The sequence below is a fragment of the Streptomyces sp. NPDC079167 genome (assembly GCF_040686735.1).
Classification (GTDB): domain Bacteria; phylum Actinomycetota; class Actinomycetes; order Streptomycetales; family Streptomycetaceae; genus Streptomyces.
In genome coordinates this window covers 60,052-72,160 of the sequence record NZ_JBFBLO010000006.1, presented here as the reverse complement: position 1 = coordinate 72,160, position 12,109 = coordinate 60,052, and the positions used below count along the sequence as shown (strand labels likewise).

The window sequence follows — 12,109 nt, the reverse complement described above, 5'->3', positions numbered from 1 at the left end:
CCTTGGGCCAAAGGGTTGCCCTGCTCCAGAACCTGCAAACAAGTCTGAAAACTACAAAAGCCTGCGGGTTACATGCTCCGCAGGCTCTGTACTGCAAGGGAAACCAAACTGCAACTTGCGGCGAGCCTAGCACGCACTCTGCGGGGAGCGGTAGAGGGAAAGATCACTTCACCCGGATGTTTGATTGGGCCGTCGGAGAGCTGACGGACAAAGCCCCCGCGGAGCCGTCGGGGAGCCCCGATGACGCCGGCCGGGAGGGGCAGGTCTAGCCTCGCGATGTGGACAATTCAACCGTCTCTCCCGCAGAAGGCGACGACCGTCGCAGCAGGCCGCGCGTCGGCCACATCCAGTTCCTGAACTGCCTCCCCCTCTACTGGGGCCTGGCGCGGACCGGAACCCTGCTCGACCTGGAGCTCTCGAAGGACACCCCGGAAAGACTCAGTGAGCAGCTGGTCAGGGGGGACCTCGACATCGGTCCCGTCACCCTGGTCGAGTTCCTGCGCAACGCCGACGACCTGGTCGCCCTCCCCGACATCGCCGTCGGCTGCGACGGCCCCGTCATGTCGTGCGTGATCGTGTCCCAGCTGCCCCTGGAGCAGCTGGACGGGGCCCGGGTGGCCCTCGGCTCGACCTCGCGCACCTCCGTACGGCTGGCCCAGCTGCTGCTCTCCGAGCGGTACGGCGTCGCCCCCGACTACTACACCTGCCCGCCGGACCTCGGCCTGATGATGCAGGAGGCCGACGCCGCCGTCCTCATCGGCGACGCCGCGCTGCGCGCGAACCTGCACGACGCCCCCAGGCTCGGGCTGCAGGTCCACGACCTGGGCGAGATGTGGAAGGAGTGGACGGGGCTGCCGTTCGTCTTCGCCGTCTGGGCCGCCCGCAAGGACTACCTCGCCACGCACCCGGACTACGTCGAGAAGGTGCACGAGGCGTTCCTGGCCTCCCGCGACGTCTCGCTGGAGGAGGTCACCAAGGTGGCCGAGCAGGCGGCGCGCTGGGAGGCATTCGACGCCGAGGTGCTGGAGCGTTACTTCACCACCCTGGACTTCCGCTTCGGTCCGGACCAGCTGGCGGGCGTGCGCGAGTTCGCCCGGCGCACCGGTCCGACGACCGGCTTCCCGGCGGACGTCAAGGTCGAGCTGCTCGGCGGCTGACCCGGGGGCCACGGGAATGGTGCGGGAGGAAGGTGAATCCCGTACCTTCCCCGGGCCTTGCCGCGCGTTCCCCGGGCTTCCCCCGTGGGCCTTCCCGCGCGTTCCCCGGGCCCTCCCCGTGGGCCTTGCCGCGCGTTACCCGGGCTTCGTCCGCGGGCCTTCCTTCCCCGGCCGCCCTTTCCTCCCGGCGGACCCTGACGCGTGACCGCTCCATTCCGTTCCCTCGAAAGGGCGCGAATGTCCGGAGTTCCGTCGCGGAGGCCTCTCCGAGGACGCGCGGGGGAATAGCGGACGTCTCCCGTAACGCCTTCCGGTTTCCCTCCGGTGAACCCCAGGGCGGTGCGGACGAACGACGTATTCACGCCTTTCCGTGTGGCGAAATCCCTGCTTCGTGCCCATAGGGGCGATATCGGCGGAAGGGGTCTCCGTGACCGTGCGACCCCGGCCGCCTAGGCTGCCGTCCGAGTCCCGGGGACCACAGGGGGAGACCGCATGCAGCCGCTGGAAGCCGGCGAACCGCACACCATCGGCGCCTACCGGCTGCTCGGCAGGCTCGGCGCCGGCGGGATGGGCAGGGTCTATCTGGGCCGGAGCGCGGGCGGGCGGACCGTCGCGGTCAAGGTCGTGCACCCCCACTTCGCGCTCGACGAGCAGTTCCGCGCGCGCTTCCGCCGCGAGGTGGACGCGGCGCGGCGCCTCGGCGCGCGGTGGACCGCCCCGGTCCTCGACGCCGACCCCGACGCGGCCGTGCCGTGGGTCGCGACCGGTTATGTGGCCGGGCCGCCGCTCTCCGACGCGGTCACCCGCCACGGCCCGCTGCCCGAATACGCGGTACGGACCCTGGGAGCCGGGCTCGGCGAGGCGCTCGACGCCGTACACGCGCACGACCTGATCCACCGTGACGTGAAGCCGTCCAACGTCCTGCTCGCCCTCGACGGCCCCCGGCTGATCGACTTCGGCATCGCCCGGGCCCTCGGCGCCACGGTCTCCCTCACCTCCACCGGCGTCTCCGTCGGCTCGCCCGGTTACATGGCGCCGGAGCAGATCCGCGGCCTGGACATCTCCGGCGCGGCCGACGTCTTCTCGCTCGGCGCGGTCCTCGCCTACGCGGCCACCGGCACCGCGCCCTTCCCCGGCGACTCCTCGGCCGTACTCCTCTACAAGGTGGTGCACGAGGAACCCGAACTCGGGGAGATGGAGGGCGAACTGCGGGAGCTGGTCGCCGGGTGCCTCGCCAAGGACCCCGCCGAACGGCCCGCCCCCGCCGAACTCGCCCGCAGGCTGGCACCCGGCGGGGCCGCCGCGCTGGTGGCACCGGGCTGGCTGCCGGGCCCGCTGGTGCGTGAGGTCAGCGCCTCGGCGGTGGCCCTGCTGGACCTGGAACCGCAGGACGCCCCGGTGCGGTCCGGGCCGGTGCCGTTCAGCAACGCCTCGCTGGGGAGCGCGGCGCTCGGCACCTTCGGCCCGCCACCATCGCCACCGCCCCCGCCGGCCGAACCGCCGGCCACCGCCGGCACGCCGGGGGAGCGGGGTCCCGACGCCCGGATCGCCGTCACCGTGGACACCGGCCGGCAGCCCGGCGCGCGGCGGGGGCGGCGGATCAGCTGCACCGTCGCGCTGGCCGTCGCCGGGGCGCTCGCCGTGGTGACTGTGGGGGCCGCGATGCTGGGGGACCTGTTCCCGGGCGGCGGGAGCAACGACCACGGCAACGACGCCGCGGAACCCCCGGCGTCCGGCCGGTCGCAGAAGCCGACGGACGCCGCGTCGAAGACCCCCGCGCCCTCCACACCGGTGAGCGCGCTGCCCAAGGCGTTCGCCGGTACGTGGAAGGGTTCCGCCACCGAACGCAGCGGCGCGCCGCACGGCACGGTCACCGCCGTCTTCGTCGAGGGGAAGAAGAGCGAGGAGGTGGTCAGGCTGTCGTACAGGTTCGACGCGCTCGGAACGACCGTCGTCTGCAAGGGCATCGGCACGCTCGTCTCCGGCACGGCCACCGAGCTGAAGATCCGGGAGCGCGCCGACCCGGACGCCCGCACCGGCGCGCTGTGCACCGGGGGCGAGGCGGACCTCGTCTTCACCCTCACCTCCGAGGACACCCTGCGCTACGAGTCCCACGAGGAGGCGGCGGGCAACCCGAAGGGCACCCTCAGCCGGTCCGGCGGCTGACCCCGGCAAGGGCTGGCGTACGCTGGATCGGTCCGTAGATCCGTTGAAAAACCGCCGAAAGGTGACAGCCCGGTGACCGAGAAGGCCGACCTCCAGCCCATCCTCGACCGAGCCGCCGAAGGCGGCCGGATCACTCCGGAAGAGGCCCTCGACCTGTACCGGTCGGCTCCGCTCCACGCCCTGGGAGCCGCAGCGGACGCCGTGCGCCGCCGCCGCTACGCCGGTACGGAGCACATCGCGACGTACATCATCGAGCGCAACATCAACTACACCAACGTCTGCGTCACGGCCTGCAAGTTCTGCGCCTTCTACGCGCCGCCCAAGGACACCGCCAAGGGCTGGTCCCGCGACCTCGACGACATCCTGCGCCGCTGCGCGGAGACCGTCGAGCTCGGCGGCACCCAGATCATGTTCCAGGGCGGACACCACCCGGACTACGGCGTCGAGTACTACGAGGAGCACTTCTCCGCGATCAAGAAGGCGTTCCCGCAGCTGGTCATCCACTCGCTCGGCGCCTCCGAGATCGAGCACATGGCCCGCATCTCGGGTGTCTCCGCCAAGGAGGCCATCGAGCGGATCCACGCCGCCGGCCTCGACTCCTTCGCCGGCGCCGGCGCCGAACTGCTGCCCGCCCGGCCGCGTACGGCGATCGCCCCGCTCAAGGAGTCCGGCGAGCGCTGGCTGGAGATCATGGAGATCGCGCACGGCCTGGGGGTCGAGTCCACCTCCACCATGCTGATGGGCACGGGCGAGACCAACGCCGAGCGTATCGAGCACCTGCGGATGATCCGTGACGTACAGGACCGCACGGGCGGCTTCCGCGCCTTCATCCCGTACACCTACCAGCCGGAGAACAACAAGCTGAAGGGACAGACGCAGGCCACCCTCTTCGAGTACCTGCGGATGATCGCCATCGCCCGGCTCTTCCTCGACAACGTCGCCCACATCCAGGGCTCCTGGCTGACCACGGGCAAGGAGGTCGGCCAGCTCTCCCTGCACTACGGCGCGGACGACCTCGGCTCGATCATGCTGGAGGAGAACGTCGTCTCCTCGGCCGGTGCCAGGCACCGCTCCAACCGGCTCGAGATCATCGACCTGATCCGCAAGGCGGGCCGCGTCCCCGCCCAGCGCGCCACGACCTACGAGCACCTCGTCGTCCACGACGACCCGGCGAACGACCCGGTCGACGAGCGCGTCGTCTCGCACATCTCGTCCACGGCGATCTCGGGCGGCACGGCGCATCCGGAGCTGAAGCTCCTGAGCGCCAACTGAGCCGACCGTGCTGACCGTTCACGCCGCGCCGCTGGTCCTTCCGGTCGGCGCGGCACCCGTCGCCGGGGGCGCGGTGGCGGTGGACGGCGGCCGGATCGCGGCCATCGGGCCGTACGAGCGGGTCAGGGACGCGCACCCGACGGCCCGGGTCCGGCAGTGGCCGGGCGTCCTCACCCCCGGGCTGCGCCAGTGGGACTGCGTCGCCCTGCTGACCCGCCTCTACCACCCCGACCCGCGGGAGGCGGACGAGCTCGGCGAACAGCCGCTGACCGGGGCGGAGTTCGCGCGGCTGGCCGGGCGGATGGACGAGGCCCGCCGGGCCGGCAGCGTACGCCGCGGACTCCAGCGCATGCTGAGCCACGGCACCACCCATGTCGCGGGCCCGTTCGACGACCACGCCGTACGCACCGCCGTGGCCCGCTCCGGACTCACGGCGGTTGCCGGGGCCCCCGGCGGCCTCCCCGGCTCACCGGACCTCGATCCGCTCGCCCGCGGAGGCGGCCTCCCGGGCTCCGTCCACGCCCCGCTCACGGTCGGGGGCCGCGCCGACCTCGCGGTCTTCGACGTGCCCGACGAGGCGGCGCTGGTCGCGGCGGGCGCCGGGACCTGCGTCGCCACGGTGCTCGGCGGACGGCTGGTCCACCGGAGGCGGTGAGGGCCCGAGCGGGTTACGGAACCGAGGGCCCGCTCAGATAGCGGCCGTTCGCGTCGTACGGCCAGGCGTTGGACTTGCAGCCCTTCAGCCCCTTGATCTGCTGCATCATCGCGGGGGCCGGTTTGCCGGCGCCGGGGCAGGTCTCGTGACCGTGCCCGAGCCAGTGGCCCACCTCGTGGTTGATGATCAGCGCGCGGTACTCGGTCGCCGGACCGTCGAACATCGGTGAACCCAGCTCCCAGCGCTTCAGATTGACCATCACCTTCTTGCCGACGCGGCAGTTCACCTCGCCGCCGGTGTCCAGGCCGTACTGACCACAGATGTTGTCCGTGGTCCCCGGGGTGGCGATCTGTATCACCAGGCCCGCCGAGTTGTCGGCGACCTGGTGGAAGGCGGCTTTCCCGTTCTGGGACCAGCCGCGTGGGTCGGCGAGAATCTCCGCTATGTCCTCGGCGGCCTCGTCCGGGTCGACATCGAGGCCGTCCTCCACCTCCACGCGGTAGCGACTGCCGGCGCCGCCGGACGAGACGCCCGCGCGGGCCACGGTGAACGTGCCAGGACCCGACTCAGGCAGGGAATCCGGATCGACGGATTCCTCGGCGCTCGGTGAGCTCTCGGCGGACTTCGACGCCTTGGGGCTCACCAGGGCCTTCGGCGAGGTGGAGGTCTTCGGTGCGGGCGTGGCCGACGGGGTGGTCCTGTCCGCCTCCTCGCCTGCCGCGACGGAGGCGCCGTCGTCCTGCCACGGCGGGTCGACGTAGAGGAACGCCGCGGCCGCGGCCACCGCGACCAGCGCGCCGGCGAAGACCGCGCGCCGTCTCCGGGCCCGTTTTCGGCGGGCCGCGGAGCGCTTGCGGGCCTGCGCGCGGGAGGGCCTGGGTCCTGGAGCGGGTGTCCCGGCCCCCCGCCGGTGGCCGTCGGCGTTCCGTATTCGATGTGTGTCGTCACTGTGCATGTTGTGGTGAGTATCCGTGGTCTCGGTGTGGCCGTCCAGGGCGGCCGATCACCCGCCCCGCACGCTGACCTGCTCATCGAGCACCGCGTGTGCCCGTCCGCGTACCGCACGACGTCCAGCGGTCGCTCTCCCGTACGCCGTCCAGGAGTTGCTGGCAGTCACCGGGGCGGAAACCCCTTTCTTCTCGTCGGAAGAGACGCCGATCCGGGCGTTGCTGTTCCCGAATTCGAAAGACCGTTCCACGCGTCGCTCCACGCCGCCGCCGGATACCGGGGGCGGGACTGCTTGAATGGGAGGGTGACCCGAGCATCCCTGGACAAGCAGCCGCACGAAGTCGCCTCGATGTTCGACGACGTGGCGGCGAACTACGACCTCACCAACGACGTGCTGTCGCTCGGACAGGCGCGGCTCTGGCGCAAGGAGGTCGCCCGGGCCGTCGGCGCCCGGCCGGCTCAGAAGATCCTCGACCTGGCGGCCGGCACGGCCACCTCCTCGCAGCCGTTCGCCCGGGCCGGCGCCTATGTGGTGCCCTGCGACTTCTCCATCGGGATGCTCCGCGTCGGCAAGGCACGCCACCCGTGGATGCCGTTCACCGCGGGCGACGGCACGAAGCTCCCGTTCAAGGACGAGACCTTCGACGCCGTGACGATCTCCTTCGGACTGCGCAACATCCAGGACACCGGCGCCGCGCTCAGCGAGCTGTACCGGGTCACCAAGCGCGGCGGACGGGTCGTGATCTGTGAGTTCTCCCAGCCGACCTGGGCGCCCTTCCGGACGGTCTACACCGAGTACCTGATGCGCGCGCTGCCGCCGGTGGCACGGGCGGTGTCGTCCAACCCGGACGCGTACGTCTACCTCGCCGAGTCGATCCGCGCCTGGCCCGACCAGGCCGGCCTCGCGACGCTGCTCCAGAAGGCCGGCTGGTCCGAGGTGGCCTGGCGCGATCTCACCGGTGGAGTGGTGGCACTCCACCGGGGCGTGCGCGACTGAGACCGGCCGGGCTCAGAGCTCCAGCCGGAAGCAGTACGCCTCCTGCTTCGTCACCGGGGACGTGTACGTCTCGGCCTGCCGCATGCCGAGACGTACGGCCACCGCCACCGAGCGGGCGTTCCGCGTGTTGATCATCGCGACGACCTCCCGCACCCCCAGCGCCCGTATCCGCTCCAGCGTGGCGCGCGCGGCGGCGGTCGCGTAACCGTGTCCCCAGGCGGCCCGGGCCAGTCGCCAGCCGATCTCGATCTCGCCCACCGGCCCGAACGACTCGTGCGGCCACGGCTGGGCGCCCGTGAAGCCGAGCACCTTCCCGTCGTCGTCCAGAACCGTCCACAGGCAGTGGCCGAGCTCCGCGTCATGGCGGCGCTGGCGCGCGGTCAACTCCTCGTACACGGAGTACTCCGCAGGCCGGCCGCCGTGGAACTCCATCACCTCCGGGTCGTCGAACACCCGGTGCCAGGCCATGGCGTCCTCATCGGTGGGGACACGCAGACGGACGGACGGTGTTTCAGGCACGTGCGGCATCGGGGAGCCCTTCGGGAGGTTGATCAGCAGGCACCCATAGACTGCACGGGACATGTGCCGCGCGGCACGCGAATTCGAGTCTTCGGGAGATCCGACCGTGACCGAGCCCCTCTCCGAGCACAGCGCGGACGTGATCGTCGTCGGAGCGGGCCCAGCCGGCTCCACGACCGCGTACCACCTCGCCAAGTCCGGACTCGACGTCCTCCTCCTGGAGAAGACGGCCTTCCCCCGGGAGAAGGTCTGCGGCGACGGGCTCACCCCGCGCGCCACCAAGCAGCTCGTCTCCATGGGCATCGACATCTCCGAAGAGGCCGGCTGGCTCCGCAACAAGGGTCTGCGCATCATCGGCGGTGGCGTCCGCCTCCAGCTGGACTGGCCGGACCTCGCCTCGTACCCGGACTACGGTCTGGTCCGCAAGCGCGACGACTTCGACGAGCAGCTCGCCCGCCAGGCACAGAAGGCGGGAGCCCGGCTGTACGAGCGGTGCAACGTCGGCGAGCCGGTCAAGGACGAGCGCACCGGGCGCATCACCGGCGTCCACGCCAAGCTCGGCGAGGAGAAGACCCCGGTCACCTTCCACGCCCCGCTGGTCGTCGCCGCCGACGGCAACTCCACGCGCCTCTCCCTCCACATGGGCCTGCACCGCCGTGAGGACCGCCCGATGGGTGTCGCGGTCCGTACGTACTTCACCTCGCCCCGCCACGACGACGACTACCTGGAGTCCTGGCTGGAGCTGTGGGACCGCCGCGGCGCCGAGGACCGTCTGCTGCCGGGGTACGGATGGATCTTCGGCATGGGCGACGGCACGTCCAACGTCGGCCTCGGCATCCTCAACTCCTCGTCCGCCTTCAAGGAGCTCGACTGGCGCGAGGTGCTGAAGGCGTGGTGCGCCTCCATGCCGGAGGACTGGGGCTACACCCCCGACAACATGACGACGCCGATCCGCGGCGCCGCACTCCCGATGGCCTTCAACCGCCAGCCGCACTACACCAAGGGCCTGCTGCTCGTCGGTGACGCGGGTGGTCTCGTCAACCCCTTCAACGGCGAAGGCATCGCGTACGCCATGGAGTCGGGCCAGACCGCCGCGGACGTCATCGTCCAGGCGCACGCCCGCGCCACGCCCGCCCAGCGGGAACTGGCCCTGCAGAACTACCCGAAGATCCTCAAGGACACCTACGGCGGTTACTACACGCTGGGCCGCGCCTTCGTGAAGATGATCGGGAACCCGAAGGTCATGAAGATCGCGACACAGCGCGGTCTGACCCACCCGGTCCTGATGAAGTTCACGCTGAAGATGCTCGCCAACCTCACCGACCCGACCGGCGGCGACGCCATGGACCGCATCATCAACGGCCTCTCGAAGGTCGCGCCGAAGGCCTGAGCGCCCGGACCGGGAGGCCGTCCGGGCCCCTGCGATAGGTTTGCGGACCATGCGGGCATCGGGGACAGGGAACGGCGGGAGACTCCGCCTGCTGGGGTCGGCGGGGGCGACGGCGGCCGTCGCGGGCGGCTGGGCCGTCGGGACGCTGCCCGCGCACGACCCGTGGGGGCTCTGGGTGCCGCACGGCACCACCGTCACGGCGGTCGGCCACGCCCTGGCGTACGGCGGACTGACGGTGCTCGTCGTCGCCTGGTGGCTGTACGGCAGGACGGGCGCCGGCGTACGCGACAGCCTGGTCACCCTGGGGTGGTGGACCGCGCCGTTCGTGGTGGCACCGCCGCTCTACAGCGCCGACGTCTACAGCTACATCGCCCAGGGCGCGATGGTCCTCGAAGGCCATGACGTCTACGAGGTGGGGCCCTCCGTCCTGGACCCCGACGGGCCGGGCGGGGACGCCGCCGCGAGCGTCGGCGGCCACTGGACCGACACCCCGGCACCGTACGGCCCGTTCTTCCTCCTCCTGGCGCGGGGCGTGGCCTGGGCGACGGGCGGCACGATCGTGCCGGCCGTGCTGGGGATGCGCCTGATCGCCCTGGGCTCGCTGGTGCTGATCGTGTGGGCCCTGCGGCATCTCGCCCGGGAGCACGGCCGCGACGAGGGCGCCGCACTGTGGCTCGGGGCACTGAACCCACTGCTGCTCATCCATGTGGCCGGGGGCGTCCACAACGACGGGCTGATGACCGGCCTCATGCTGGCCGGCGTGCTGCTCGCCCTGCGCGGACGGTGGATCGCCGGATCGGCGCTCGTCGGACTCGCCATGATGGTCAAGTCGCCCGCGGCCGTGGCGCTGCTCTTCGTCGGCGTCATGGTGGGCCGGGCCGCGAGGGGGCCGGTCGTACGGCGGGTGGCCAAGGGCCTGCTGGCGCCGGGGCTGGTCGCCGCGGTGGTCGTGGTCGGCGTGACGTTCCTCGGCGGCACGGGCTTCGGCTGGATCGGGACCCAGAGCGTCGCGGGGCGCATCCACACCGCGCTGTCCGTCAGCAGCGACCTCGGCCTGGGACTGGGTGAACTCCTGCGGCTGCTGGCCGGGACCGATCCGGATCCGGTCAAGTCCGCCGTGCAGAACCTCGGTCTGCTGGCCGCCCTGGTGCTGATCGCCCGCCTCGCGTGGCAGGCGACGACCGGTCGTACGGAGCCCGTCCCCGCCCTGGGGCTGGCGCTGCTGGCCCTGGTCGCGCTCTCGCCGATGGTGCAGCCGTGGTACCTGCTCTGGGCGACGGCGGTGCTCGCCGCCACCGTGAGCGGCGGCCGGGCGGTCGCCGCGGTGACGGTGCTGTCGGCCGCGCTCGTCTACGAGACGCAGCCCAAGGGCTCGACCCCGCCGTACGGCTTCGTGCTGGCCGCCGTCGTGTGCGTGGTGGGCCTGGTGCTCCTGCGCAGGGAGAGGACCGATGCGGCGCGCGGCCGCGTGCCGGGCCAGCGCCTGCCGGCGGGAGCCGGCGTGGAGGCGGACGTGGACGTCACCCGGGCACGATGACGGGCCGTCACCCCTGGCGGAGGAGTGACGGCCCGCGGTCGTGCCCGGGTGTGCGGAGCTTGTGAATCAGAGAACGCGGACGGCGCCCGACGGCGGGTCGTAGTCCAGGGACTTCTGCACGACGCCGGTGCTGGAGTTCTGCGCGCCGACGAACTCGCCGCCGCCCACGTAGATCCCGACGTGGTACGCGCTGCCGGCGCCGCCCCAGTACAGGATGTCGCCGGGCTGGAGGTTGTCGAGCGAGACCTGGGTCCCGGCGGTCGACTGGCTCTGCGAGACGCGCGGCAGGTCGATGCCCACCGAGCCGAAGGCGGCCTGGACCAGGCCCGAGCAGTCCCACGAGTTCGGGCCGGTGCCGCCGGAGACGTACGCGTCACCGACCTGGGACTGCGCGAACGCGATGACGGACGCGGCGGAGCCGGTGGCGTTCGAGGAGTACGAGGAGGAGGACGACGACCCGGAGGACGCGCTGAGCGTGGTGCGCTCGGCGGAGCGGGAGGCACGCTCGGCGGCTGCCTCCGCTTCCGCTTCCGCCTTGGCCTTGGCGGCTGCTTCGGCCTTCTTCTTGGCCTCGGCCTTGCGGACCGCCTCGGCCTTGGCCTTCTTGGCGGCCTTGGCGGCGGTCTCGGCGGCGGCGTCCTCCTGGGCCTGGATCTCCAGGTCCAGGGCGACCGCCTGGGTTGCCTGCGCGGACGCGGCGACGGAAGTGGAGAGCCCGGCCGTGATGGTGGGCATCTCGATGGTCTGGGTCACCGGCTCGGCCTGAGCCGGACCGGCGGCACCTGCGACCGCGATGGTGCTGAGGACGCCACCGGCAACTCCTGCCCGCAGCGCCGTCTTCGAGGCACTCTGGCGGGGCTTCCGGTGGCTGGGTATGTGAGCGGTGTGGGACATGAGTACTAGCGCTATCAGGGTCGTAGGGGTCCCATCAAGAAACGTGTGTTGCGACACAGTTACGTTCGGAATCTATGAATCCGCTTATTGCGGGCCCTTATTGACGCCCTAACGGGCAAAACGGGCACGTTCGTGCACGGCTGTGATCACGGTGTTCTTTCAATACGCCCGAATTGCCCGTCGCTTACCATCCGTTCACACGGTTGGCCAAGCCCGCTTTTCTTGCGGCGCCCATGGAGTGACGCAGGTCACGGTATGACTCTCCTGTGAGAGGCAACCACGCGGTCGCGCGCCGCGTGAGGGCCGGGGCCGGCTGTCATCCCGCGGTGGTGTGCCCCATTGGCGGGTCATGTCCGTTTCCCTGGCCGCCCGTCGGTGGTCGCACGCTCCGTACGCCGGCAGCCGGCCGAGGAAGAGCTCCGCGGCTTCGCGTGTCCGGATGCCGTGCTCCGGTCCGGCGTTCTCCGGCCGCCCGGAACTTCGTGAATGCGTGCGCATTGTCCACATCGGTACCGGAAGCCCCCCGTCCGAGTGTCTGAAGCCTGGGGCCGATCCCTATATCACCACCACGGCG

The 12,109-nt window shown here is 71.5% G+C and carries 10 protein-coding genes; 7 read left to right on the top strand and 3 right to left on the bottom strand.

Translation table 11 applies throughout. The features are described 5' to 3' along the window. Positions 1 to 278 precede the first annotated feature (278 nt). The 4 genes from AB0P41_RS14540 to AB0P41_RS14525 all read left to right on the top strand — a co-directional run bounded on the left by AB0P41_RS14540 (position 279) and on the right by AB0P41_RS14525 (position 5,250). Positions 279 to 1,157: a menaquinone biosynthesis protein gene (locus AB0P41_RS14540; protein ID WP_356707787.1), complete on the top strand. Its 879-nt coding sequence runs from the start codon at positions 279 to 281 to the stop codon at positions 1,155 to 1,157. Between the two features lie 492 nt (positions 1,158 to 1,649). After that, a complete protein-coding gene (locus tag AB0P41_RS14535; RefSeq protein ID WP_356707786.1) occupies positions 1,650 to 3,323 on the top strand; it encodes a serine/threonine-protein kinase in 1,674 nt (557 codons plus the stop codon). Between the two features lie 72 nt (positions 3,324 to 3,395). Then, a complete protein-coding gene (mqnC, locus tag AB0P41_RS14530) occupies positions 3,396 to 4,595 on the top strand; it encodes a cyclic dehypoxanthinyl futalosine synthase (RefSeq protein ID WP_356707785.1) in 1,200 nt (399 codons plus the stop codon). Positions 4,596 to 4,602: 7 nt separating this feature from the next. Continuing rightward, positions 4,603 to 5,250 carry a hypothetical protein gene (locus tag AB0P41_RS14525; protein WP_365932198.1) on the top strand — a complete coding sequence of 216 codons (648 nt, stop codon included), beginning with the start codon at positions 4,603 to 4,605 and terminating at the stop codon, positions 5,248 to 5,250. Positions 5,251 to 5,263: 13 nt separating this feature from the next. Here AB0P41_RS14525 and AB0P41_RS14520 read toward each other — a convergent pair whose 3' ends face one another. Beyond that, positions 5,264 to 6,205 (bottom strand): DUF3152 domain-containing protein, encoded by a 942-nt coding sequence (locus AB0P41_RS14520; protein ID WP_365932196.1) that lies wholly within the window; start codon positions 6,203 to 6,205, stop codon positions 5,264 to 5,266. Between the two features lie 297 nt (positions 6,206 to 6,502). On the opposite strand from AB0P41_RS14520, the gene AB0P41_RS14515 reads away from it, so the two are divergent. Beyond that, positions 6,503 to 7,195 carry a demethylmenaquinone methyltransferase gene (locus tag AB0P41_RS14515; RefSeq protein WP_356707782.1) on the top strand — a complete coding sequence of 231 codons (693 nt, stop codon included), beginning with the start codon at positions 6,503 to 6,505 and terminating at the stop codon, positions 7,193 to 7,195. A 12-nt stretch (positions 7,196 to 7,207) separates the two neighbouring features. Here the strand turns inward: AB0P41_RS14515 and AB0P41_RS14510 are convergent, their stop codons facing one another. Continuing rightward, on the bottom strand, positions 7,208 to 7,723 hold the full coding sequence (locus AB0P41_RS14510; protein WP_356707781.1) for a GNAT family N-acetyltransferase: 516 nt from the start codon (positions 7,721 to 7,723) through the stop codon (positions 7,208 to 7,210). Between the two features lie 97 nt (positions 7,724 to 7,820). Here AB0P41_RS14510 and AB0P41_RS14505 point away from each other — a divergent pair, with 97 nt between their 5' ends. Further along, positions 7,821 to 9,104: a geranylgeranyl reductase family protein gene (locus tag AB0P41_RS14505; protein WP_365932193.1), complete on the top strand. Its 1,284-nt coding sequence runs from the start codon at positions 7,821 to 7,823 to the stop codon at positions 9,102 to 9,104. 49 nt (positions 9,105 to 9,153) lie between these two features. Continuing rightward, positions 9,154 to 10,641: a polyprenol phosphomannose-dependent alpha 1,6 mannosyltransferase MptB gene (mptB, locus tag AB0P41_RS14500; RefSeq protein ID WP_365932192.1), complete on the top strand. Its 1,488-nt coding sequence runs from the start codon at positions 9,154 to 9,156 to the stop codon at positions 10,639 to 10,641. A gap of 66 nt (positions 10,642 to 10,707) precedes the next feature. Here mptB and AB0P41_RS14495 read toward each other — a convergent pair whose 3' ends face one another. Then, positions 10,708 to 11,535 (bottom strand): C40 family peptidase, encoded by an 828-nt coding sequence (locus AB0P41_RS14495; RefSeq protein WP_356707778.1) that lies wholly within the window; start codon positions 11,533 to 11,535, stop codon positions 10,708 to 10,710. Between the last annotated feature and the right edge of the window lie 574 nt (positions 11,536 to 12,109).

Coding starts and splice junctions, on each gene's coding strand:
- AB0P41_RS14535 (WP_356707786.1), top strand. CDS start 1,650: ATGCAGCCGCTGGAAGCCGGCGAACCGCACACCATCGGCGCCTACCGG.
- AB0P41_RS14520 (WP_365932196.1), bottom strand. CDS start 6,205: ATGCACAGTGACGACACACATCGAATACGGAACGCCGACGGCCACCGG.
- AB0P41_RS14510 (WP_356707781.1), bottom strand. CDS start 7,723: ATGCCGCACGTGCCTGAAACACCGTCCGTCCGTCTGCGTGTCCCCACC.
- mptB (WP_365932192.1), top strand. CDS start 9,154: ATGCGGGCATCGGGGACAGGGAACGGCGGGAGACTCCGCCTGCTGGGG.
- AB0P41_RS14495 (WP_356707778.1), bottom strand. CDS start 11,535: ATGTCCCACACCGCTCACATACCCAGCCACCGGAAGCCCCGCCAGAGT.